This is a genomic window from Pseudomonas sp. (assembly GCF_030150285.1).
Classification (GTDB): domain Bacteria; phylum Pseudomonadota; class Gammaproteobacteria; order Pseudomonadales; family Pseudomonadaceae; genus Aquipseudomonas.
Window position 1 is genome coordinate 1 of the sequence record NZ_JASLGE010000038.1, and the last position, 22,755, is coordinate 22,755.

Below are 22,755 nucleotides of genomic sequence, written 5' to 3' on the forward strand. Positions count from 1 at the left end.
ACAGCCATGCTGTCGATTTGCGGGCTGTAGGTCTGGAAAGTACGCTCTACGCCAACACCGTTGGAGATTTTACGAACAGTGAAAGCACTGTTCACGCCACGGTTACGCTTGGCAATCACTACACCTTCGAAAGCTTGCAGACGCGAACGATCGCCTTCCTTCACTTTCACCTGAACGACGATGGTGTCGCCCGGGGCAAAAGGAGGGATCTCTTTAGTCATCTGCTCTGCTTCGAGTGCAAGGATGATTTTGTTAGTCATGCTGTGCTCCTAAGGTAGATCGTCTGATCTACCATCGATACGTTGTTAACTATCGTCCCGCGCGAGGATGTATTCCTCGAGCAGCTTCTTCTCTTCTCCAGAAAGCGAGCGGCTTTCCAGAAGATCGGCGCGTCGTTCATAGGTCCGCCCAAGGGACTGCTGTAAACGCCAACGCCGGATATGTGCATGATTGCCACTAAGCAATACGTCGGGAACACGCTGATCCGCATACACCTCCGGTCGGGTGTAGTGCGGGCAATCCAGCAGAACATCCGTGAAGGAATCTTCCTCCGCAGAGTCCGCATGCCCTAAAGCTCCGGGCAGCAGTCGTGTAACCGCATCAATCAGAACCATCGCCGGTAGCTCGCCACCAGAGAGTACATAGTCACCAATCGACCACTCTTCATCGACATAAGCATCTATAAAACGCTCGTCAATGCCTTCATAGCGACCTGCAATAAGGATTAATGCTTCCTCATTCGCCAGCTCGCGTACCGCCGACTGATTCAGTTGACGGCCTTGGGGCGACAGGTAAATCACCTTCGCCGCCTCTCCGGCTGCTTCTCTGGCCTGAACCAGTGCATCTTCCAGAGGCTTGATCTTCATCACCATGCCCGGACCACCGCCAAATGGGCGATCGTCCACAGTGTGATGTCGATCCGTTGTGTAGTCTCGCGGGTTCCAACAAGTCAGCTGCAAGAGCCCTTGTTTCACCGCACGACTAGTGATGCCGTAGTCGCTGATGGCGGAAAACATTTCGGGAAACAAACTGATCACTTCTACGCGCAATTTAGCCACGCTTAGAAGTCCGCATCCCAATCCACCTTCATCTCGCCAGCGGCAAGGTCGACGCTCAGCACGCATTGCTCTGTGTAGGGCAACAAGCGATCGCGATCATCCAGGCTACCTGGGCAAGGTTTGACTTCCATGACATCGTTCGAGCCAGTTTCCATCAGGTCAACAATCTTTCCGAGCAATTGCCCTTCAAGGTTGGTCACTTTCAGTCCCTGCAGCTGGTACCAGTAGTACTCGCCGTCGGTCAGTTCAGGAAACAGGTTACGCGGCACGCAGATTTCGAATTCGCGAAGAAGACCTGCTTCATCGCGGTCATCAAGCCCCTTGAGCTTTACAACCAGAAACTTGCCGTTATGAGAACGGCCACTGACCAGCTCTGCCTGTCGTACATCATTACCGCGCCGAAGCGTCAGCTTTTTGTAGTCCAACAGGTTATCAATTGGATCCGTAAAGGAATAAACCTTCACTTCGCCGCGTACGCCGTGAATCGAGTAGATTTTGCCGATAACGATCAAATCATCAGCAGTTTCAGGCGTCACGCTCATATTGCTCAGGCCGCGGCCTTGGCATTAACTTTCACAAGCTGAGCAACGCGCTCAGACATTTGTGCGCCAACGCTCAACCAGTAAGCGAGACGGTCTTCTTTAACGGAGAAACGAACTTCCTGACCACGGGCAACCGGGTTGAAGAAGCCAATTTGTTCCTTGTGGGAACCGTCACGTGGGTTACGGCTATCGGTAACGGTCAAGTGGTAAAACGGGCGCTTTTTGGAGCCGCCAAGGGCAAGACGGATTGTTAGCATGTGTAGATCTTTCCTGTAGTCGGTGCTGCAAATCTAAATGCACAGCGGGCGTAGGTGCCCGAAAGGCCGCATATTCTAAGGAATATCCGGACTTTTGCAAATGTCTTTTTCTGGCGCCTATCGACGCTACATCAAGATTTGCTATAAGGCCGCCACGAATGGCGACAGGTCAGCTCCCGCAAAACGCGGGTTTGCCGGGTGTCTCGCATCACTGCGAGGTGCCTGGGCGCAAGCGCCCGGGCAGGTAATTTACATTTTCGGCATGCCGCCGCCAGGCATCATGGACCCCATGCCACGCATCATTTTGGCCATGCCGCCTTTGGTGGAAAACTTTTTCATCATCTTTTGCATCTGTTTGTGCTGCTTGATCAAACGGCCGATGTCCTGCACCTGAGTGCCGGAACCCATGGCAATACGACGCTTGCGCGAACCGCTGATCATGTCAGGGTCACGGCGCTCGGCCGGTGTCATGGAGTTGATGATGGCTTCCATTTGTTTGAACTGCTTTTCTGCCGCGCCTTGGGCGTTGCCCATTTGCGCCAGGTTGACACCACCCATGTTCGGCAGTTTGTCCATGAGACCGCCAAGGCCACCCATGTTCTTCATTTGCTGCAACTGGTCGCGGAAGTCTTCGAGATCGAAGCCTTTGCCCTTTTTGAGCTTTTTGGCCAGTTTGTCGGCTTTGTCTTTGTCGAGCGTCTGCTCAGCCTGCTCGATAAGGCTAAGCACGTCGCCCATGCCCAGGATTCGCGAGGCAATACGATCCGGGTGAAAGGGTTCCAGCGCATCGCTCTTCTCACCCATGCCGATGAACTTGATCGGCTTGCCGGTGATCGAGCGTACGGACAGTGCTGCACCTCCACGCGCATCGCCGTCGACCTTGGTCAGGATCACGCCAGTGAGCGGCAGCGCATCGCCAAAAGCCTTAGCCGTGTTGGCGGCATCCTGGCCGGTCATGGCATCGACCACAAACAGGGTCTCAGCCGGTTTGACGGCCGCGTGCAACGCCTGGATTTCGGCCATCATTTCGGCGTCGATGTGCAGACGACCGGCGGTATCGAGGATGACAACATCAATGAACTTCAGCTTGGCTTCCGCAATGGCTGCTCGCGCAATGTCCACCGGCTTCTGGCTGAGGTCGGACGGGAAGAAGGTCACACCCACTTCACCCGCCAGGGTTTCCAACTGCTTGATCGCCGCCGGACGGTAAACGTCGGCAGAGACCACCATCACGGTCTTCTTTTTGCGCTCTTTAAGGAAGCGCGCCAGTTTACCCGCCGTGGTGGTTTTACCGGCACCCTGCAAACCGGCCATCAAGACGACAGCTGGTGGCGTGACATTAAGGACCAGGTCCTCGTTGGCAGCACCCATCAGGCTTTCGAGTTCAGCCTGGACAATCTTCACGAACGCCTGGCCCGGCGTCAGGCTGCGCGACACTTCAGTGCCGACAGCGCGCTCTTTGACCGCGTTGACGAAGTCTTTGACCACGGGCAAAGCCACGTCGGCTTCCAGCAACGCCATGCGCACTTCACGCAGGGTGTCTTTGATATTGTCTTCGGTCAGCTTGGCCTTGCCGGTGACATGGCGCAGCGTCTGCGAGAGACGATCGGTTAAATTTTCAAACATGCGCGATCCTTTCAGGCCCAAAGTAGACCGGGGTTAATGCGCCCAGCCCGTGTAAAACTGATGCTCAGCGAGCCTGCGGCGTGGGCAGGTGGCGGATTATAGCGAAGACTGGCAGCCACGGACACCTTACCGTCGGCTTATGTGGCTTTCGTGCACGGGCGGTTGTATGCCAAACTCAGTCCTTTGAGGCCCGCCTAACAGGATTTATGCTCACCTTGTCACCCAGCCTGCTACCCAGCCTCGCCGCCGCCTGCTTATACGCCGCTGCGACCGTTTATCAAGGCACATGCCTACGCCAGGGCACCAAGGCGAACAAACGCCTGCTGGTCACGCTCGGCATTCTTGCCGTCATTGCCCATGCCGCCAGCCTGTTCACCCATTTGCTGACCCCGGCCGGGCTTGAGCTGGACTTCTTCAGCGCCGCCAGCCTGATTGCCGTAGCCGTGATCACTGTGACGCTTGTGGCATGCGCCCGTATTCCGGTCGAGAACCTGTTGCTACTGCTATTTCCCCTGGGCGTACTCACGGTGCTGCTCTCCGAGTTCGCACCCCCCGGTACGGTTCAGGTGATTAATGAAGAACCCGGTATTCTTGTTCATATCCTGCTGTCGATTCTGGCCTACGGCATGTTCACGATCGCCGTGTTCCAAGCCTTGTTGCTGTCGCTGCAGAACTACCAACTCAAGCACAAACACCCTAAAGGCCTGATCAAGAATTTCCCGCCCTTGCAAACCATGGAAAGCCTGCTGTTCGGCTTCCTCTGGGCAGGCTGGTCACTGCTGTCGCTGTCACTGATCTCAGGCTGGCTGTTCCTGGGCAACCTGTTTGCACAGCACTTGGTGCACAAGACCTTGCTTGCTTGCCTGGCATGGGTGGTGTTCAGCGTACTGCTGCTGGGGCGCTATCACTTGGGCTGGCGTGGGCACAAAGCCATTCGCTGGACGTTTGCAGGGTTCTGCCTGCTGATGCTGGCCTACTTCGGCAGCAAACTGGTTCGTGAATACATTCTGCATATCTGACGGTCGATGATTATGGATAGCTTGCCTCCCGGGCCGATACTGGCGGTATTGGCACTTTTGATTGCAGGCGCGGGGTTTCTTGCCGGTTTTTGCGTGCGCAAGCGTGGCGCAATCGTTCAACGCGTCGAAGCCCAACCGCCTCGCAATGAGGCTGGCGGTCAGGATGACGAGCAACCCAGTACCCGCCCGCACCTGCTGTCCGGCATCCGCGCCCTGGATAACATCACGGTTAACGATATCCTGATCCCGCGCAGCGAGGTTGAAGGCCTTAACCTTGACGACCCCATCGAAGACCTGATCGAGCAACTGCGCCAGACCGAACGCACGCGTCTGCCGGTGTTTCATAATGATATCAATCAAGTCGAAGCCATCCTCAACACTCGCCACATCCAGCATTTACTACCGGACGCCAGCCTGACTAAAGAGGCGCTATTGGCAGTCTGCCATGAACCGTACTTCGTCCCCGAAAGCACCCCGTTGCAACTGCAACTGCTGAATTTCCATAAGCAGCAGCGCCGTCTGGGCGTGGTCGTGGATGAATACGGGGAAGTGCTCGGCATTGTGACGCTTGAAGATATCCTTGAAGAAATCGTGGGCGAGTTTGAGAACGAGCAAATCATCGATCACCCGCACATCACCCCTCAACCGGATGGGCGCTTCGTGATTGAGGGTGCAGCTTCAATCCGCGAACTCAACAAGGTCCTGAGCTGGCACCTGCCCAGCGATGGCCCCAAAACCCTCAACGGGCTTGTCACCGAAGCCCTGGAAACCATTCCGGAAACTACGGTTTGCCTGAAAATTGGCCCGTACCGGCTGGAAATCCTCGAGACAGAAGAAAACCGTGTCAGCCGTGTGCTGATCTGGCACAACAGCGTCAAGCCTGGGGCTTAAACGCTGCGTAAGGCCTTCTTACAGTCGAACAAACCGGACTACGGCTGATAATGTGTCCACCCAGTCCCCGCACACGTGTCAACCATGTATCCGGTCTGTACAGCTTTTCAAAGTGACACGGCGTAAGACCACAACCTTAAGTGGCCGTGACCGCAGTAATGGATGGGCCAAAGACGGGGCGGCACCGCTTTTAAAGATCAACAGATCGCGAGCAAGCTCGCTCCTACCCGCGTGAAATACGTCGTGCTTTTGATCTAAAAGGGCCCCCAGTTCTCGGCGCGACAGCGCGACGTCGAAGACGGGGCGGCCCCTCCTACACGGGTTACAGCTCTACAACAACCGCTTGAGCGGCGCGAGTGGCTTTTGCGCGGGCCGCTTCAATCGACTCGTCACGGGCCAGGGCGACGCCCATACGGCGCTGGCCATTGACCTCTGGCTTGCCGAACAGGCGCAAAGCCGTGTCCGGTTCGCTCAAGGCTGCGCCCAGGTTGGCGAAGGCCGTCTGGGTGGATTGACCTTCCACCAGAATCACCGCCGAAGCCGATGGCCCAAACTGACGGATCAAGGGAATCGGCAACCCCAGAATCGCCCGCGCGTGCAGGGCGAACTGCGACAAATCCTGAGAAATCAGCGTCACCAGCCCGGTATCATGCGGACGCGGTGATACTTCGCTGAACCATACCTGATCGCCTTTGATAAACAGTTCGACACCAAACAACCCACGCCCGCCCAAGGCTTCAGTGACTGCTTTGGCCACGCGCTCGGACTCAGCCAAGGCAATCGGGCTCATCGCCTGTGGTTGCCAGGATTCCTGATAATCGCCCTTCTCCTGACGATGACCGACCGGCGCGCAGAATGTAGTGCCGCCGATATGGCGCACCGTCAGCAAGGTAATTTCGTAGTCAAAATCGATAAAGCCTTCGATGATGACCCGGCCCTTGCCCGCACGGCCGCCTTCTTGCGCGTAATCCCACGCCTTCTGTACGTCGTCAACGCTGCGCAGCAAACTCTGGCCTTTGCCCGACGAACTCATCACCGGTTTGACCACGCACGGGAAGCCCAGGTCTTCGACCGCTTTGCTGTAGTCCTCGAAAGTGTCAGCGAAGTGGTACGGCGAGGTCGGCAAGTCCAGCTCTTCAGCGGCCAGGCGGCGGATGCCTTCCCGGTTCATGGTCAGCGACGTGGCACGCGCAGTCGGGATCACGGTAAAGCCTTCGGCTTCCAGTTCGACCAGTGTCGCGGTGGCGATGGCTTCGATTTCTGGAACGATGTAGTGCGGCTTTTCCAGTTCGATGACGGCACGCAGTGCGGCGCCGTCCAACATGTTGATCACGTGGCTGCGGTGCGCAACCTGCATGGCCGGGGCATTGGCATAGCGATCAACGGCAATCACCTCAACGCCCAAACGCTGCAATTCGATGACGACTTCTTTACCCAACTCGCCGCAGCCACACAGCAATACGCGGGTCGCGGTCGGCGACAGTGGAGTTCCGATACGGGTCATTTCAGGTCCTCAAGGAAGCAAATCATCGAAGGCGCTTGCAACGCTCGCGCCTGCCGGGAAGAAAGGCCAGTATTTTACATGATCCAGCGTCTCAGGCTTTAGCTTGGTTGGCTTTGCGCAACCGCCAGGCCATGGCCAGCCAGACACAGGTCACACCGGCAAATTTTGAAGCCATCGCGGTAATGATCACGCCGGGGGTAAACGCGTCGATCATGCCGAAAAAGATAAAGGTATCAATGGGGATGCTCAGCGCCGAGCTGATCCAGAGCCGGTCGTGCAACGGCCGCCGGGTGATGCTGAACACCAGCCAGTCAATGCATTCGGACACGGCAAATGCCGTGGCACTTGCCAGCGCAATCGAAGGGTCGGAGGTGGCATAAGACAGCACCAGCGCCGCCAGCATGGCGAGCAGCGCGCCATGACCGTAGCGGGTTTGCACCATGTCACGCAGTACAAACACCAGCCCGCCCCAGGCCGACCAGATAATGTCCAGGTGCGGAGCCGAGGAAAACGCGTAGTTGATCAAGACGACGCTGGCGATATAAGCGATAAGGAACAGCATGGGAGCGAGCGACACCTCTAAATAAGGCGCACAGGGTACTTGAGTCGTACCCGATTTTGTAGGCGCGAGCTTGCTCGCGATCGTTCAACAGATCAAAAAACCGCGCCTACAGGGGTTATGGCTGGCTGCCCAGCACCCACATCACGCCGCTGGACTTGGCACGCTCATGACACAGCATCAACACGGCGCGGCGCTCGAGGTTGGTCATGCGGCTCCAACGGCTGATTTCGGCCACGGTTCGCTGGCAACCGGTGCACACGTCATCGTCATCCAGCGCGCAGATATTCACGCAGGGTGAGGCGACTGGGCGCTCTTCGTCATTCATCGTCTTGCACCGCCAGGTCACGGGCATAGCGCTGGCCGTTTTTGACGTAGTGATCGGCGCTGGCTTCAAGGCGCTTTTTTTGCTCATCGGTCAATTCGCGTACCACTTTGCCCGGCGACCCCATCACCAGCGAACCGTCGGGAATTTCTTTGCCTTCACCGATCAGTGCGTTGGCTCCGATGATGCAATGCTTGCCGATTTTAGCGCCGTTGAGGATCACGGCATTGATACCGATCAGGCTGTAATCACCCACCGTACAGCCGTGCAACATGGCGTTATGGCCAATGGTTACGCCCGTGCCCAGTGTGAGCGGGTAGCCCATGTCGGTGTGCATCACCGCTCCATCCTGCACATTGCTGTGCTTGCCGATCAGGATCAGTTCGTTGTCACCGCGCAGAACGGCATTGAACCAGACAGTGGCACCCTCCTCCAGCCGTACTTTGCCGATCAATGTGGCGGTGGGGGCTGTCCAACTGTCGGGGTGAGTGTCGACGATTGAATCGCCCAAACGGTATTTCATGTGAAAGTCCTCACGGCTGGCATGGCTGTCTAGGAACAGCTCTAGAGTTGGGTAAAACGTTCAGGCGGGATGTGCAGGTTAATATTGAGGTCGTCGTAAAGCAGGTTCATCAGCTCGACAATCATGATGGCCGTCAATCCCCAGATCTTGTAACCCTCATAGCGGTAGCTCGGCACATACCAACTGCGCCCCTGATAGTCGATACGGTGAGTGTGCTCACGCGGGTCCTCGCGGAAAAAATCCAGTGGCACGCTGAAGACTGCGGCGATCTCGGCATCGTTGGCCAAATATTCGACGTAATCCGGAACCACGCCCACGTATGGTGTGACCTGTATGCCGTGTAATGAAATCAATGGGCTGAGCGGCCCGACGATTTCGACAAGGCCGGGCGGCAAGCCTATTTCTTCTTCGGCTTCACGTAGCGCGGTAAACACCAGGTCCGGGTCTTCAGGGTCCCGCCGCCCACCCGGAAAGGCTACTTCGCCACCATGGGTCGAGAGCCCGCTGGCACGCAGGGTCAAAATCAATTCCGGTTCGTCGCTGCGGGTTACCGGCAGCAACACAGCAGCTTCAGGGAAACGGCGTTCGGTATTTAACGTCCGTGGGGTATAGCGACTTACACGGCTAAGCAGCTCGTCCAGCATAGGTCATCTCGATCCGTCACTTGTCGGGCATCATGCACCAAATTGCACGGGGCACCCAAGCCCCACTCTGTCGCAGGTCGTGAAAGAGACACTTGCTGTCCACCGGGCGCAGGGCCAAGATAGCCGCTGCCCCAAGAGAACACAGCATGAAATTTTGCAGCCTATGCGGCCACTCAGTCAGTCAACGCATCCCTGAAGACGATTCTCGTCTGCGTTATGTCTGTGACCATTGCCAGACCATTCACTACCAAAACCCCAATATTGTTGCCGGCTGCTTGCCGACCTGGGGCACGCAGGTGCTGCTGTGTCGGCGCGCCATCGAGCCCCGCAAAGGCTACTGGACACTGCCCGCAGGCTTTATGGAAAACGGTGAAACCGTTGAGCAAGCAGCCCAGCGCGAAACCCTGGAGGAAGCCTGCGCCCAGGTCGAGCACCTGGAAATCTACACGCTGATTGATGTTCCTCATATCAACCAGGTGCATATTTTCTATCGTGCCCGGCTGCAAAGCCCCGATTTCGCCGCTGGCATTGAAAGCCTGGAGGTGCGCTTGTTCGATGAAGCTGACATCCCTTGGTCAGCACTGGCTTTTCGCACAGTCAGCCGTACCTTAGAATGCTTTTTCGCTGACCGTCAGAGCGACACCTACCCTGTGCGCAGCGAAGCCGTAGCGCCGCTGAGCGACCTGATCAAACCCCAACAATAAGGTTGTCCGCCTTGCACCTCAGGAATACCCCTCTCATGCGTTGGCTGTTCGCTGCCCTCTGCCTGTTTTTTGCCGTTACTTGCCAAGCCTCTGTTGTCATCACCGTGAACGGCAAACCCGTCGATAAGAATCAGGTCCTCAAACCTGCTTCCACTCAGAAAACCGTCCAGGCCGGACAACGCATCGACAAAATTTTGGTCATCAAGTCCACACGCCGACTTGAACTCATCAGCAACGGCCAACCAATCAAGACCTACCGTATTTCATTGGGCAAACAACCCAAGGGGCATAAAATGCGTGAGGGCGACAAACGCACGCCCGAGGGCATCTATTGGGTCGACTGGCGCAAGAGAAGCAACAAATTCAACCTGGCGATGCACATTAACTACCCTAACATCAGCGATGCTGCCACTGCCCGGCGCGAAGGCGTGAACCCGGGCTCCATGATCATGATCCACGGCACCCCGGACAGCGAGGAAAACCCTGAAGAGCTGTTCCACACGCTGGACTGGACCGATGGCTGTATCGCAATGAAAAACTACGAAATGCGCGAAGTCTGGAACCTGGTCAAAGACGGCACGATGATTGAAATCCGCCCCTGAAAGCCTTCCCGGCAAACCATAAAAAAGCCCGCTGACCGTTACCGGTTCAGCGGGCTTTTTGTTTGGCCAGTGGCTAAAGGTCAGCCAACTGCCATACCTCATACGCGGGGGTTTCATAGGGGTGGCTGAGCTTGAGCGCAGCCACCACCTCGCGTATCAGATCGTCTGCAACGACCAGCTCAACCCTCCACTCGCCGACGTATTCGACCAGGCCGGTTTGCCCAATGAACGGCTGGCTGCCATCCAGTGCACGAAACTGGCCCTGCCCCATCGTCTGCCAGGCGCAGTGATCATAAGTGCCGATGCGACCACCACCGGCCGCGAATACAGCGTCCTTGACCACCTCAACATGGCTTGGCGGTACGAAAAAGCTGAGCTTGTACATGCTTAGTCGACCCACACGCGCGCGTTGCGGAACATGCGCAGCCAAGGCGCATCTTCGTTCCACTCTTCCGGACGCCACGAGTTCTGCACGGCGCGGAACACCCGCTCAGGGTGCGGCATCATGATCGTCACGCGGCCGTCACGGCTGGTCAGGCCGGTAATCCCGCGCGGCGAACCGTTCGGGTTAGCCGGGTAGCGCTCAGTCACTTTGCCGTGGTTGTCGACAAAGCGCAGCGCGACACAACCTGACTGGTCAGCTTGCAGCAAGGCTTCTTCACTGGCGAACTCAGCATGACCTTCCCCGTGCGCGATAGCGATTGGCATACGCGAACCGGCCATACCTTGCAGGAAAATCGAGTTCGACTCCTGAACCTGAACCATCGCAACACGGGCTTCGAACTGCTCGGAACGGTTACGCACAAAGTGCGGCCAGAACTCGCTGCCCGGAATCAGCTCGCTGAGGTTGGACATCATCTGGCAACCGTTGCACACGCCCAGCGCGAAGCTGTCGGCACGCTCAAAAAAGCCCTGGAACGCATCACGAGCGCGGGTATTGAACAAGGCCGATTTAGCCCAGCCTTCACCGGCACCCAACACGTCACCGTAGGAGAAGCCGCCGCAGGCAACCAGCCCCTTGAACTCATTCAGGTCGACACGGCCGGCCAAAATGTCGCTCATGTGCACGTCGATGGCATTGAAACCGGCACGGTCAAACGCCGCTGCCATTTCTACCTGACCATTAACGCCCTGCTCACGCAGCACGGCCACTTGAGGGCGGATGCCTTTTTTGATGTACGCCGCGCTGATGTTGTCGTTGACATCAAAACCGAGCTTGGCATTCAGGCCCGGATTGTCTTCTTCCAGCAGCACGTCGAACTCTTGGTCGGCGCACTCGACATTGTCACGCAGACGCTGGATCTGGTAGCTGGTTTCTGCCCACTGACGCTGCAGCAAACCGCGCTGGCCTTCAAAGACCGTCTCGCCCATCAGGCTGATGCTGATTTCACTGTTGTTAAGCGGTTGGCCGATAACAGCCACACAGTCGCCCAAGCCCGCCGCGCTGAACTGCGCCAGCACGCCTGCAGTCGAATCCTGGCGAACCTGGATAACGGCCCCCAGCTCTTCGTTGAACAGAATGGCCGGGACTTCACGGGTGTTTTCAGTCAGGCAATCAAGGTTCAGGCTCAGACCACAATGACCGGCGAAGGCCATTTCCATCACGCTGGTCAGCAAACCACCATCGGAACGGTCGTGATAAGCCAGCAGATGACCATCGGCGTTCAGGCCCTGGATGACCGCGAAGAAAGCCTTGAGGTCTTCAGCGTCGTCAACGTCCGGTGCCAGCTTGCCCAGCTTGCCGTAGGTTTGCGCCAGGATAGAAGCCCCCATACGGTTTTGACCGCGGCCCAGGTCGATCAGGATCAGATCGGTCAGGCCTTTGTCCATGCGCAGCTCAGGCGTCAGGGTCTGGCGAACATCGAGCACCGGCGAGAAGCCGGTCACGATCAGCGACAACGGCGAGGTCACGCTCTTGTCAGTACCCTCATCGTTCCAACGGGTTTGCATCGACATCGAGTCTTTGCCTACCGGGATGGTGATGCCCAACTCAGGGCACAACTCCATACCGACCGCTTTGACCGTGTCGTACAGACGGGCATCTTCGCCTGGGTGGCCCGCGGCCGACATCCAGTTGGCCGACAACTTGATGTCGGAAATTTTGCCAATCCGCGACGCGGCGATGTTGGTCAGGGTTTCGCCAATGGCCATGCGGCCCGATGCCGGGGCATCCAGCAGAGCCAGCGGTGTACGCTCGCCCATCGCCATCGCTTCACCGGTGTACACGTCGAAGCTGGTGGCGGTGACGGCAACGTCAGCCACAGGCACTTGCCACGGGCCGACCATTTGGTCACGGGCAACCAGGCCGGTGATGCTACGGTCGCCGATGGTAATCAGGAAGCTCTTGCTGGCGACCGCCGGGTGGTGCAGAACACGCTCGACACACTCGGCAATACTCAGTTGCGCCGGGTCGAAGTCATCGCCCAGCTCTTGCTCACGCACAGCCGAACGGTGCATCCGCGGAGCCTTGCCCAGCAGAACCTCCAGCGGCATGTCTACCGGGTTGTTACCGAAATGGCTGTCGGTGACAGTCAATTGAGGCTCGGCAGTGGCTTCGCCAACCACCGCAAACGGGCAGCGCTCACGCTCACAGATGGCCTGGAAGCGCTCGAAGTCTTCAACACCCACGGCCAGAACATAACGTTCCTGGGACTCGTTGCTCCAGATTTCGTGCGGGGCCATGCCCGGCTCGTCGTTTGGAATGTTGCGCAATTCGAAACGGCCACCACGCTCGCCGTCGTTCACCAGCTCAGGGAAGGCGTTGGACAGGCCACCGGCACCCACATCGTGAATAAAGCTGATCGGGTTTTTGTCGCCCAACTGCCAGCAACGGTCGATAACTTCCTGGCAACGGCGTTCCATTTCCGGGTTTTCGCGCTGTACCGAAGCGAAATCAAGGTCTGCCGAGCTTGCGCCGGTCGCCATGGAGGACGCTGCACCGCCGCCCAGGCCGATCAACATGGCCGGGCCACCCAGCACGATCAGCTTGGAGCCGACGGTAATCTCGCCTTTTTTGACGTGTTCTTCGCGAATGTTGCCCATACCACCCGCCAACATGATTGGCTTGTGATAACCCCGCACTTCGTCGCCACGCGGGGTGGTGATGGACTGCTCAAAGGTACGGAAATAGCCGGTCAGGGCCGGACGACCGAATTCGTTGTTGAACGCAGCGCCGCCCAGCGGGCCTTCGATCATGATGTCCAGCGCATTAACGATGCGCTCGGGCTTGCCGTAAGGCACTTCCCACGGCTGTTCAAAACCCGGGATCTGCAGGTTGGACACGGTAAAACCGGTCAGGCCAGCCTTTGGCTTGGCACCGCGGCCGGTCGCGCCCTCGTCACGGATTTCGCCGCCGGAACCGGTCGCGGCCCCAGGGAACGGGGCAATGGCAGTCGGATGGTTGTGCGTCTCGACTTTCATCAGGATGTGCACCGGCTCCTGCACCGCGCCGTACTGGCGGGTTTCAGGGTTCGGGAAAAAACGCCCCGCTACGCTGCCGACGATGACCGAGGCGTTGTCCTTGTAAGCCGACAACACGCCTTCGCTGTGCATCACGTAGGTGTTCTTGATCATGCCAAACAGGCTTTTTTCCTGGCTTTGGCCATCGATGTCCCAACTGGCGTTGAAGATCTTGTGACGGCAATGCTCGGAGTTCGCCTGGGCAAACATCATCAGTTCAATGTCGTGCGGGTTGCGGCCCAGACCATTGAACGCATCGACCAGGTAATCGATTTCGTCTTCAGCCAGGGCCAGGCCCAATTCAACGTTGGCCTTCTCCAGGGCGGCGCGGCCACCGCCCAACACGTCGATTGCAGTCAACGGCTTGGGTTCGGCGTGACTGAACAGGCCACTGGCCTGCTCAAGGTTGCCCAGTACAATTTGTGTCATGCGGTCATGCAGGACCGAGGCAATCAGTTCGGCTTGCGCCTCGCTGAATTGTCCCGCCACATAGAAAGCGATACCGCGTTCCAGGCGCTGAACGTTCGCCAGGCCACAGTTACGGGCAATGTCACTGGCCTTGCTCGACCACGGAGAAATAGTGCCAAAACGCGGCAATACCAGGAACAGCCGGCCAGTCGGCTCTTGGACCGGCACACTTGGGCCGTACTTCAGGAGACGAGCCAGTACCTGCTGTTCATCGCTGGTCAACTCCCCCGTTACATCGGCAAAGTGGGCGAATTCAGCATACAAACCACTGACAGCCGGAACCTTTTGGTTCAGTTGTACCAGGAGTTTGCTGTGGCGAAAGGCAGAAAGGGCAGGAGCGCCGCGCAGGATCAACATCTTCGGGACAGCCTCGGGAGGGGTGTGCTTTGAGGCCCGGCATTCTAGCCTAAACCATCGGCAACAGCACCCGAAACGGCACACCAGACGCACGCCTGGCTCCACTAACCGACCAAGGCCTTATTCTTTATAGCTATCAACACGCACGCAGCCCTGCTTTACGACGCTTTAAACATCGAGCAAAGCCTTACCCTGCCAGGGTTTTAACGAAATTAAACGCGGATATCCGAACGACTGCGCGTTGTCGATATATGGCACCCGCGCTGCTTTGCGTATACTGGAAGGATGTTTTCTCTAACTGCATTCCGCCCGCGTTGCGCCAAATGGCTCCTCGCAACCGGACTCTTCCTGATGCTCGGTGCCTGCGTTGAAAAACCCAGCACCCTTGAGCGTGTAAAGGAGGATGGTGTACTGCGGGTGATTACCCGCAACAGCCCGGCGACCTATTTTGAGGACCGCAATGGCGAAACCGGCTTTGAATACGAGCTGGTCAAGCGCTTTGCCGATGACCTGGGGGTCGAGCTGAAGATCGAAACAGCCGACAACCTCGACGACATGTTCAATCAACTGAGCCAACCCGACGGCCCGGTTTTAGCGGCTGCCGGCCTCGTCAGCAGCGACAGGCGCCTGCAGCAAGCCAAGTTCTCTCATCCTTACCTCGACGTCACACCCCAGATCATCTACCGCAACGGCCAATCCCGCCCCACTACGACGGCAGACCTGGCAGGCAAGCGAATCACGGTACTCAAAGGCAGCAGCCATGCGGACCAACTTGCGGAACTCAAGAAGCAATACCCCGGCATTGAGTACGACGAATCTGATGCCGTCGAGGTCGTTGACCTGCTGCGCATGGTGGACGAAGGGCAAATTGATCTGACATTGGTGGACTCCAACGAAGTCGCCATGAACCAGGTCTACTTTCCCAACGTACGCGTGGCCTTCGACCTGGGAGATGCCCGCAGCCAGCGCTGGGCCGTCGCCGCAGGTGAAGACAACAGCCTGCTCAATGAAATCAACGAATACCTCGACAAAGTCGAAAAAAATGGCACGTTGCAACGCCTGAAAGACCGTTATTACGGCCATGTCGACGTGTTGGGGTATGTAGGTGCCTATACCTTTGCCCAGCACCTGCAACAGCGCCTGCCCAAGTACGAAAAGTTTTTCAAGGAAGCCGCCAAGAAGGAAGGCGTCGATTGGCGTCTGCTCGCCGCAATGGGTTATCAAGAGTCGTTGTGGCAACCGGCCGTTACCTCCAAAACGGGCGTGCGCGGCCTGATGATGCTGACCCAGAACACGGCACAGGCAATGGGTGTCTCCAATCGCCTGGATCCCAAACAGAGCATTTACGGTGGCGCGAAGTACCTGTCGCTGATCAAGAGTGAACTGGACAGCGACATTGCCGAACCTGATCGCACCTGGTTCGCACTTGCGGCCTACAACGTTGGTGGGGGTCACTTGGAAGATGCCCGCAAGCTGGCGAAGAAAGAAGGCCTGAACCCTAACAAATGGCTGGACGTGAAGAAAATGCTGCCTCGCCTTGCGCAAAAGCAGTGGTACAGCAAAACCCGTTATGGCTATGCCCGTGGTGGTGAGCCTGTGCACTTTGTCGCCAACATCCGTCGGTATTACGACATCCTGACGTGGTCAACCCAGCCTCAACTTGAAGGCGACCAGGTCGCTGACGGCAAGCTGCATATCCCGGGCATAGACAAAACCAAGCCCAAAGAAGAACCACAACTGTAGGATGTGCAGGAGCGAGCTTGCTCGCGACCTTTTAAGCTTTACAAGATCGCGAGCAAGCTCGCTCCTACAGATGGCAGAGTTTGTGGGAATGAGCTTGCTCGTGATCTTTTGATCTAAGGGCACCCCGCCAACCCTGTGTCCGGTCGCTACAGCTTTTCAAAGCAGCGCGGTGTAAGGCCGGAACCTTAAGTGAGCGTTACCGCAGCAATGAATAGGGCTGCTGAACGACAGCGCGGCACCGAAGACGGGACGACCCCTCCTACACGCTCAGGGTGTGGCTTACGCTTTTGAAGCCGCCAGAATCAGTGCCTTCATCTCAGAAACTGCCGACTTGAAGCCGACAAACAGTGCATGCGCAACCAATGCATGGCCAATGTTCAGCTCGTTGATACCCTTGATCGCCGCCACTGCCTCGACGTTATGGTAGTGCAAGCCATGACCGGCGTTAACGATCAGCCCCTGCCCCAAACCAAACGCGACACCCTCGGCGACGCGCTGCAGTTCTTCAGCCACCGCGGTCGGTGTCAGGGCATCGGCATAACGGCCGGTATGCAGCTCGATGGCTGGCGCACCGACACGGCGCGAGGCCTCAATCTGACGCTCGTCCGCATCGATGAACAGGGACACTTCACAGCCGATTTTGGACAAACGCTCGACCGCGGCCTTAATCCGCGCTTCCTGACCCGCCACATCCAGACCGCCTTCAGTGGTCAACTCCTGGCGGGTTTCAGGGACAAGGCACACATGCGCCGGGCGAATACGCTCAGCAAACGCCATCATCTCTTCGGTGACGCCCATTTCGAAGTTCATGCGCGTTTGCAGCACATCCTTGAGCACCAGCACATCGCGCTCTTGAATATGGCGGCGGTCTTCACGCAGGTGCACGGTGATGCCATCGGCCCCCGCTTCTTCCGCGTCCAGCGCCGCCTTGACAGGGTCAGGGTAACGGGTGCCGCGCGCCTGACGCAGTGTGGCTACGTGATCGATATTCACGCCAAGAAGAATGCGATTGCTTTGGGTCACGTGGGCTCTCCTGAAGAGTTGAAGATTCGGCGCACAGCATACCGGTCTATTCAGGGCTTGCGAAACAACTCGCGGCTCGCCAGGGGCTTGCCCGCCAAATGAACCGCCAGGGCTTGACGCATCAGCCGTTTGGCAGCCGATAAAGCGCCGACGGCACTCCAGTCGGCCTCGGCCATCGCCTGCAGTTCAGCGCCGTGAAACAACCCGGGCTGCACGAGGTAAATACGCTCCAGACCGGCATCCACCTGTAAGCGGTACATGCCCTCCACGGCGACTGGCTCACCCTGGATATCCTGCGTCAGCGAAAAACCGTAGCCCAAGTCATCCAGCAAACGCCACTCGAATGCCCGCAACAAGGGCTCCAGCGCTCGCCCTTCGGCCAAGGCCAGCAGCGTAGCGGCGTAATGATCAAATACGGCCGGGTGAGGGTCTTCGGCAGGTAACAGACGAATCAGCAATTCGTTGAGATAGAGCCCGCTGAACAATGCCTCACCGTTGAGCCAGGTTGAAAGGCCAGCACTTTCCATGCGCCCGACATTTTTCAGCTCACCGCGACCATGGAATTCAACCTCCAGGGGCACAAAGGGGCGCGCCAACGTACCCGCCTTGCCCCGAGCGCTGCGCAGCACCGCACGCAGGCGCCCTTGCGGCGTGATGAAATCCACCAGCGCACTGGTTTCACGGTAAGGACGGCTGTGCAGGACATAAGCGAGTTGAGGGACGATGGTTTTGCTGGACATGAGAGTCAAGTATCTCTGGTGGTTCACACCGCCCGCAAAAACAGGTTCGACACTGATTCAGCAGGAGCGAGCTTGCTCGCGATCTTTTAACCCGGATCGCGCCGATGGCATCACAAGCAAGCCCACTCCATTGGGCTATTACAGCGGTTAGAGATCGCCGTAGCCCAACGAACGCAGGGCGCGCTCGTCATCGGACCAGCCACCTTTCACTTTCACCCACAGGTTCAGCATGATTTTGGAGTCGAACAGCAGCTCCATATCCTTGCGCGCTTCGGTGCCGATGCGCTTGATACGCTCACCCTTGTCGCCAATGATGATTTTCTTCTGACCGTCGCGCTCAACCAGAATCAACGCATGGATGTGCAGCGTCTTGCCCTGCTGCTTGAACTCTTCGATCTCAACAGTGATCTGGTACGGCAGCTCGGCACCCATCTGACGCATGATCTTTTCGCGAACCAGTTCAGCGGCCAGAAAGCGGCTGCTACGGTCGGTGATCTGATCTTCCGGGAAGAAGTGATCATTTTCCGGCAGGTGCTCAGCAATCACACGCTCGAGAGCATCGAGGTTGTGACCATGTTGCGCGGAAATAGGAATGATCTGCGCGTTTGGCAACTGCTCCTGAAGCCAGCTCAGGTGCGGCATCAGTTCGGCCTTGTCTTCGATACGGTCGGTCTTGTTCAACGCGACGATCAGCGGGCCCGTTACATACTGAACACGCTCAAGCACCATCTGGTCTTCGTCGGTCCACTTGGTGCGATCAACAACAAAAATCACCACATCCACGTCTTTCAACGCCGCTGAAGCCGTTTTGTTCATGTAGCGGTTCAGGGCTTTTTCACCACCTTTGTGCATACCCGGGGTATCCACATAGATCGCTTGCACGTCGCCTTCGGTCTTGATGCCCAGCATGTTGTGGCGGGTGGTCTGCGGCTTGCGCGAGGTGATTGCCAGCTTTTGACCCAAAATATGGTTCAACAGTGTGGATTTACCCACGTTAGGTCGACCAACAATGGCGACATAGCCACAGCGTGTTGCAGTTGAATCAGTCATGGCCATTCTCCACGCCAAGGGCAATCAGTGCTGCGGCGGCCGCTACCTGTTCGGCAATGCGACGGCTCACGCCCTGTCCCCGGCTTTTTTCATTCAATAAGGCAATTTCGCACTCGACAAAAAAAGTGCGGCAATGCGGCTCGCCCTGGATATCCACCACTTCATAACGTGGCAGCTCACAGGCACGCGATTGCAAGAATTCTTGCAGGCGGGTTTTAGGGTCTTTGTTGGTATCGACCAGGGTCAGGGTTTCGAACTCACTGGCCAGCCAGGACAGCACGCGATCGCGAGCGACTTCCATACCGGCGTCCAGGTAAATGGCCCCAATCAGTGCTTCAAGGGCATCAGCGAGGATCGATTCACGTCTAAAGCCGCCACTTTTCAGCTCACCCGAACCTAGCCGCAGGTACTCGCCCAGCTCAAAGCCACGAGCCAGCACGGCCAAGGTTTCACCTTTTACCAGGCGTGCACGCAGACGCGACAGCTGACCTTCACGGGCCAGTGGAAAACGGTCAAACAGCGCTTCACCGGCCACAAAATTGAGGATGGCATCCCCCAGAAACTCAAGACGCTCATTATTGCGCCCCGCAAAACTGCGGTGAGTCAAAGCCAGAACCATCAGTTCCTGGTCCTTGAAGGTATAGCCGAGCTGACGCTCCAAACGATTTAAAGAAAAACTCACGATTTACCCACGTTGAGTTCGTGGCCGAATGTCACCACCGGACCGATATTAGGGATCAGTGATGCTCGTTTATCGCAGAGCAAATGGACAGGGAACAGGCTGTTCGCCGCCGTCGCACTTAACGCTTTGTTCAAATCCACATCCTGAATACTGTTGACCGACGCACCTGAAGCGGTAGGTCAGCCGAAAGAATCGTCAGGCACCGTCATTATTCGGTTGCCTGAAAAGCATTCGGCGCTGTTATTAACAGCGCCGTCTTGGTTACTTGATCAGCCCTACCCGCGAGAAGTTAGGCAGGTTGCTCATTTTGGGCTCCGGCCAGCTCATCCAGACAGCAAAAGCCTTGCCGACAATATTTTCATCGGGGACCATGCCCAGTTCGTTTTTGGGAATATTCGGGTCATCCCAGTAACGGCTGTCGTTCGAGTTGTCGCGGTTGTCGCCCATCATGAAATAGTGCCCGGCCGGAACCATCCACTCATTATCAGGCGGTGCACGGTAGCGGCTCATTTCCTTGCGGATCATGTGCTCGACCTCACCCAGCTTCTCTTTGTACAACTGCGCACTGCCCAGTGTTCCTGGCTCGGTGCCGACCAGTTGCTCAGCGACCAACTGGTCGTTGACGTAAAGCTTTTTGTCGCTGGTGTAGCGAACCTTGTCACCCGGCAGGCCCACTACACGCTTGATGTAGTTGACCGAAGGATCGCTTGGGTAACGGAACACCATCACATCACCGCGCTTTGGATCACCCACTTCGATAATTTTCTTGTCGATCACCGGCAAGCGGATCCCGTATGAAAACTTGTTCACCAAAATGAAATCGCCAACATCCAGGGTTGGTTTCATCGAGCCGGACGGGATCTGGAAAGGCTCAACCAGAAACGAACGCAACACCAGCACGATGAACAACACCGGAAAGAACGATTTGCCGTACTCAACCAGCAACGGTTCTTTGTTGAGCTTTTCGACTACCTGCCTATCAACCGGCGTAACGCTGGCTTGATAGTGGGCAATGGCCTTACGCCGGCGCGGAGCCAGGAAAACCAAATCGAGCAGCGCCAGCAGACCGCACACGGCAACAGCAATGACCAGCAACAGCGGGAAATTTAGTGACATAGGACCTAGCTATCCAACCTGAGCACTGCAAGGAAGGCTTCTTGTGGAATCTCCACGTTACCCACTTGCTTCATGCGTTTTTTACCGGCTTTCTGCTTTTCCAACAGCTTGCGCTTACGGCTAACGTCACCACCGTAGCATTTGGCCAGTACGTTTTTACGGAGTGCCTTGACAGTGGTTCGCGCCACAATCTGACCGCCAATGGCGGCCTGGATTGCCACGTCAAACATCTGGCGAGGAATCAGTTCTTTCATCTTTTCGGTCAGCGCGCGCCCTTTATAGTGAGCGTTGTCGCGGTGAACGATCAAGGCCAGCGCATCAACCTTCTCACCATTGATCAGAACGTCGAGCTTGACCAGATTCGCCGACTGGTACCGATCAAAATGGTAATCAAGCGAAGCATAGCCGCGACTGGTGGACTTGAGGCGGTCAAAGAAGTCGAGTACCACTTCATTCATCGGCAAATCGTAAGTCACTTGTACCTGAGTACCCAGGAACAGCATGTCGTGCTGAACACCGCGTTTCTCAATGCACAAGGTAATGACGTTGCCCAAGTGCTCTTGAGGCACAAGAATGTTGGCACGCACGATCGGCTCGCGCATGTCTTCAATCATCGACAGGTCAGGCAGCTTGGACGGGTTATCGACGTAAATCGTTTCGCCGGTCTTGAGCAACAGTTCAAAAATTACGGTGGGTGCCGTGGTGATCAGGTCCAGGTCGTACTCGCGCTCCAGGCGCTCCTGGATGATCTCCATGTGCAGCATGCCCAGGAAACCGCAACGGAAACCGAAGCCCAACGCGTCGGAGCTTTCCGGCGTGTATTGCAGTGACGAGTCGTTCAGGGTGAGCTTTTGCAGCGCATCACGGAAGTCTTCAAAGTCGTCGGAGCTGACAGGGAACAAACCCGCGTATACCTGCGGCTGAATCCGTTTGAAGCCGGGCAGTACATCCACATCCGGAGTGGAGCTCAGGGTCAGGGTGTCGCCCACCGGCGCGCCGTGAATATCCTTGATGCCCGCGATGATGAAGCCCACTTCCCCGGCTTTCAGGTCAGTTGTCGCCGTGTGCTTGGGGTTGAACACACCAACGCTGTCCACCAGGTGGATCTTGCCGGTGGATTTAACCAGGATTTTGTCGCCTTTTTTCACACGGCCATGGCGCACGCGAACCAAGGACACAACACCCAGATAATTGTCGAACCAGGAATCGATGATCAACGCTTGCAACGGGTCTTCGATATTGCCGGTCGGCGCGGGAATGGTATGCACCAGACGCTCAAGCACCTCATCAACACCCAGGCCCGTCTTGGCGCTACAGGTCACGGCGTCTGTGGCATCAATACCGATGATTTTTTCAATTTCTTCCTTCACCCGATCCGGATCAGCCTGGGGCAGGTCGATCTTGTTCAGGACAGGCATCACCTCAAGGCCTTGCTCGATGGCCGTGTAGCAGTTGGCTACGGACTGGGCTTCAACGCCCTGCCCCGCATCGACCACTAACAAAGCACCTTCACAAGCCGCCAGGGAACGGCTGACTTCATAGGTGAAATCCACGTGGCCCGGGGTATCAATGAAGTTCAACTGATAGGTATTACCGTCTTTAGCCGTGTAATACAGGGTCACACTGTGGGCTTTGATGGTGATCCCGCGCTCACGCTCGAGGTCCATGGAGTCCAGTACCTGGGCCTCCATTTCACGGGCAGTCAGACCGCCGCACATCTGGATGAAACGATCGGCCAGCGTCGACTTGCCATGGTCAATGTGGGCGATGATGGAGAAATTGCGGATATGACTCAAATCACTCACGGGTCAACACTCAAAAAAAGTCGCAGGCAGACTGCCCGCCGAAAAATAGCCGGGAATT

22 protein-coding genes and 1 pseudogene are annotated in these 22,755 nt (G+C 57.0%); 5 read left to right on the forward strand and 18 right to left on the reverse strand.

The features are described 5' to 3' along the window. From rplS to ffh, 5 genes are all read right to left on the reverse strand, one after another. On the reverse strand, positions 1–260 hold a 260-nt coding region (gene rplS, locus Q1W15_RS08710; RefSeq protein WP_300726420.1), incomplete at its 3' end, for a 50S ribosomal protein L19. A 45-nt stretch (positions 261–305) separates the two neighbouring features. Continuing rightward, positions 306–1,058 carry a tRNA (guanosine(37)-N1)-methyltransferase TrmD gene (trmD, locus tag Q1W15_RS08715; RefSeq protein WP_300726423.1) on the reverse strand — a complete coding sequence of 251 codons (753 nt, stop codon included), beginning with the start codon at positions 1,056–1,058 and terminating at the stop codon, positions 306–308. A gap of 2 nt (positions 1,059–1,060) precedes the next feature. Further along, positions 1,061–1,600: a ribosome maturation factor RimM gene (gene rimM, locus Q1W15_RS08720; RefSeq protein WP_048363294.1), complete on the reverse strand. Its 540-nt coding sequence runs from the start codon at positions 1,598–1,600 to the stop codon at positions 1,061–1,063. Positions 1,601–1,605: 5 nt separating this feature from the next. Then, positions 1,606–1,857 carry a 30S ribosomal protein S16 gene (gene rpsP, locus Q1W15_RS08725; protein ID WP_047277364.1) on the reverse strand — a complete coding sequence of 84 codons (252 nt, stop codon included), beginning with the start codon at positions 1,855–1,857 and terminating at the stop codon, positions 1,606–1,608. A 249-nt stretch (positions 1,858–2,106) separates the two neighbouring features. Next, the gene (gene ffh, locus Q1W15_RS08730; RefSeq protein ID WP_300726441.1) at positions 2,107–3,483 is read right to left on the reverse strand and encodes a signal recognition particle protein; all 1,377 of its coding nucleotides are present in this window, start codon (positions 3,481–3,483) and stop codon (positions 2,107–2,109) included. A gap of 206 nt (positions 3,484–3,689) precedes the next feature. Here ffh and Q1W15_RS08735 point away from each other — a divergent pair, with 206 nt between their 5' ends. Further along, positions 3,690–4,502, forward strand: coding sequence for an inner membrane protein YpjD (locus tag Q1W15_RS08735; RefSeq protein ID WP_300726444.1), 813 nt, complete (start codon positions 3,690–3,692; stop codon positions 4,500–4,502). A 183-nt stretch (positions 4,503–4,685) separates the two neighbouring features. Beyond that, positions 4,686–5,393: pseudogene (locus tag Q1W15_RS08740) on the forward strand (transporter associated domain-containing protein); the annotation flags it as partial. 322 nt (positions 5,394–5,715) lie between these two features. Here the strand turns inward: Q1W15_RS08740 and purT are convergent. The 5 genes from purT to Q1W15_RS08765 all read right to left on the reverse strand — a co-directional run bounded on the left by purT (position 5,716) and on the right by Q1W15_RS08765 (position 8,948). Continuing rightward, positions 5,716–6,897 (reverse strand): formate-dependent phosphoribosylglycinamide formyltransferase, encoded by a 1,182-nt coding sequence (gene purT / locus Q1W15_RS08745; RefSeq protein WP_300726447.1) that lies wholly within the window; start codon positions 6,895–6,897, stop codon positions 5,716–5,718. Positions 6,898–6,988: 91 nt separating this feature from the next. Further along, a complete protein-coding gene (locus tag Q1W15_RS08750; RefSeq protein ID WP_300726450.1) occupies positions 6,989–7,459 on the reverse strand; it encodes a VUT family protein in 471 nt (156 codons plus the stop codon). A 115-nt stretch (positions 7,460–7,574) separates the two neighbouring features. Then, entirely contained in the window at positions 7,575–7,784 is a 210-nt protein-coding gene (locus Q1W15_RS08755) for a DUF1289 domain-containing protein (RefSeq protein WP_300726453.1), read from the reverse strand. After that, complete coding sequence (locus tag Q1W15_RS08760; RefSeq protein ID WP_300726456.1) at positions 7,777–8,304, reverse strand: gamma carbonic anhydrase family protein; 528 nt, start codon at positions 8,302–8,304, stop codon at positions 7,777–7,779. Before Q1W15_RS08760 ends, Q1W15_RS08755 begins: the two co-directional genes overlap by 8 nt. Positions 8,305–8,345: 41 nt before the next feature. After that, positions 8,346–8,948, reverse strand: a complete 603-nt coding sequence (locus Q1W15_RS08765; protein WP_300726458.1) for a CoA pyrophosphatase — start codon at positions 8,946–8,948, stop codon at positions 8,346–8,348. Between the two features lie 146 nt (positions 8,949–9,094). On the opposite strand from Q1W15_RS08765, the gene Q1W15_RS08770 reads away from it, so the two are divergent. Beyond that, positions 9,095–9,652 carry an NUDIX hydrolase gene (locus Q1W15_RS08770; protein WP_300726461.1) on the forward strand — a complete coding sequence of 186 codons (558 nt, stop codon included), beginning with the start codon at positions 9,095–9,097 and terminating at the stop codon, positions 9,650–9,652. Between the two features lie 35 nt (positions 9,653–9,687). Continuing rightward, positions 9,688–10,254, forward strand: coding sequence for a L,D-transpeptidase family protein (locus Q1W15_RS08775; protein WP_300726464.1), 567 nt, complete (start codon positions 9,688–9,690; stop codon positions 10,252–10,254). A gap of 73 nt (positions 10,255–10,327) precedes the next feature. On the opposite strand, the gene Q1W15_RS08780 is transcribed toward Q1W15_RS08775, so the two are convergent. Both Q1W15_RS08780 and purL read right to left on the reverse strand, forming a co-directional pair. Continuing rightward, positions 10,328–10,639, reverse strand: a complete 312-nt coding sequence (locus Q1W15_RS08780) for a YqfO family protein (protein ID WP_300726467.1) — start codon at positions 10,637–10,639, stop codon at positions 10,328–10,330. Between the two features lie 2 nt (positions 10,640–10,641). Further along, on the reverse strand, positions 10,642–14,538 hold the full coding sequence (purL, locus tag Q1W15_RS08785) for a phosphoribosylformylglycinamidine synthase (protein WP_300726470.1): 3,897 nt from the start codon (positions 14,536–14,538) through the stop codon (positions 10,642–10,644). A gap of 285 nt (positions 14,539–14,823) precedes the next feature. On the opposite strand from purL, the gene mltF reads away from it, so the two are divergent. After that, positions 14,824–16,281 carry a membrane-bound lytic murein transglycosylase MltF gene (gene mltF / locus Q1W15_RS08790; RefSeq protein ID WP_300726477.1) on the forward strand — a complete coding sequence of 486 codons (1,458 nt, stop codon included), beginning with the start codon at positions 14,824–14,826 and terminating at the stop codon, positions 16,279–16,281. A gap of 279 nt (positions 16,282–16,560) precedes the next feature. Here the strand turns inward: mltF and pdxJ are convergent, their stop codons facing one another. The 6 genes from pdxJ to lepA form a co-directional block, all read right to left on the reverse strand. Then, on the reverse strand, positions 16,561–17,304 hold the full coding sequence (pdxJ, locus tag Q1W15_RS08795) for a pyridoxine 5'-phosphate synthase (protein ID WP_300726480.1): 744 nt from the start codon (positions 17,302–17,304) through the stop codon (positions 16,561–16,563). 50 nt (positions 17,305–17,354) lie between these two features. Further along, positions 17,355–18,044, reverse strand: a complete 690-nt coding sequence (recO, locus tag Q1W15_RS08800) for a DNA repair protein RecO (RefSeq protein ID WP_300726483.1) — start codon at positions 18,042–18,044, stop codon at positions 17,355–17,357. 147 nt (positions 18,045–18,191) lie between these two features. Next, on the reverse strand, positions 18,192–19,094 hold the full coding sequence (gene era, locus Q1W15_RS08805; RefSeq protein ID WP_300726486.1) for a GTPase Era: 903 nt from the start codon (positions 19,092–19,094) through the stop codon (positions 18,192–18,194). After that, positions 19,087–19,776, reverse strand: a complete 690-nt coding sequence (gene rnc / locus Q1W15_RS08810; protein ID WP_300726489.1) for a ribonuclease III — start codon at positions 19,774–19,776, stop codon at positions 19,087–19,089. The genes era and rnc overlap by 8 nt, the downstream gene beginning before the upstream one ends. A gap of 261 nt (positions 19,777–20,037) precedes the next feature. Further along, entirely contained in the window at positions 20,038–20,892 is an 855-nt protein-coding gene (gene lepB, locus Q1W15_RS08815) for a signal peptidase I (RefSeq protein ID WP_300726492.1), read from the reverse strand. A gap of 5 nt (positions 20,893–20,897) precedes the next feature. Further along, the gene (gene lepA, locus Q1W15_RS08820) at positions 20,898–22,697 is read right to left on the reverse strand and encodes a translation elongation factor 4 (protein WP_300726495.1); all 1,800 of its coding nucleotides are present in this window, start codon (positions 22,695–22,697) and stop codon (positions 20,898–20,900) included. Between the last annotated feature and the right edge of the window lie 58 nt (positions 22,698–22,755).

Bases quoted from the DNA above. Each gene is read 5' to 3' on its own strand.
- rimM (WP_048363294.1), bottom strand. From the start codon at position 1,600: ATGAGCGTGACGCCTGAAACTGCTGATGATTTGATCGTTATCGGCAAA.
- rpsP (WP_047277364.1), bottom strand. From the start codon at position 1,857: ATGCTAACAATCCGTCTTGCCCTTGGCGGCTCCAAAAAGCGCCCGTTT.
- ffh (WP_300726441.1), bottom strand. From the start codon at position 3,483: ATGTTTGAAAATTTAACCGATCGTCTCTCGCAGACGCTGCGCCATGTC.
- Q1W15_RS08735 (WP_300726444.1), top strand. From the start codon at position 3,690: ATGCTCACCTTGTCACCCAGCCTGCTACCCAGCCTCGCCGCCGCCTGC.
- purT (WP_300726447.1), bottom strand. From the start codon at position 6,897: ATGACCCGTATCGGAACTCCACTGTCGCCGACCGCGACCCGCGTATTG.
- Q1W15_RS08750 (WP_300726450.1), bottom strand. From the start codon at position 7,459: ATGCTGTTCCTTATCGCTTATATCGCCAGCGTCGTCTTGATCAACTAC.
- Q1W15_RS08755 (WP_300726453.1), bottom strand. From the start codon at position 7,784: ATGAATGACGAAGAGCGCCCAGTCGCCTCACCCTGCGTGAATATCTGC.
- Q1W15_RS08760 (WP_300726456.1), bottom strand. From the start codon at position 8,304: ATGAAATACCGTTTGGGCGATTCAATCGTCGACACTCACCCCGACAGT.
- Q1W15_RS08765 (WP_300726458.1), bottom strand. From the start codon at position 8,948: ATGCTGGACGAGCTGCTTAGCCGTGTAAGTCGCTATACCCCACGGACG.
- Q1W15_RS08770 (WP_300726461.1), top strand. From the start codon at position 9,095: ATGAAATTTTGCAGCCTATGCGGCCACTCAGTCAGTCAACGCATCCCT.
- Q1W15_RS08775 (WP_300726464.1), top strand. From the start codon at position 9,688: ATGCGTTGGCTGTTCGCTGCCCTCTGCCTGTTTTTTGCCGTTACTTGC.
- Q1W15_RS08780 (WP_300726467.1), bottom strand. From the start codon at position 10,639: ATGTACAAGCTCAGCTTTTTCGTACCGCCAAGCCATGTTGAGGTGGTC.
- purL (WP_300726470.1), bottom strand. From the start codon at position 14,538: ATGTTGATCCTGCGCGGCGCTCCTGCCCTTTCTGCCTTTCGCCACAGC.
- mltF (WP_300726477.1), top strand. From the start codon at position 14,824: ATGTTTTCTCTAACTGCATTCCGCCCGCGTTGCGCCAAATGGCTCCTC.
- recO (WP_300726483.1), bottom strand. From the start codon at position 18,044: ATGTCCAGCAAAACCATCGTCCCTCAACTCGCTTATGTCCTGCACAGC.
- era (WP_300726486.1), bottom strand. From the start codon at position 19,094: ATGACTGATTCAACTGCAACACGCTGTGGCTATGTCGCCATTGTTGGT.
- lepB (WP_300726492.1), bottom strand. From the start codon at position 20,892: ATGTCACTAAATTTCCCGCTGTTGCTGGTCATTGCTGTTGCCGTGTGC.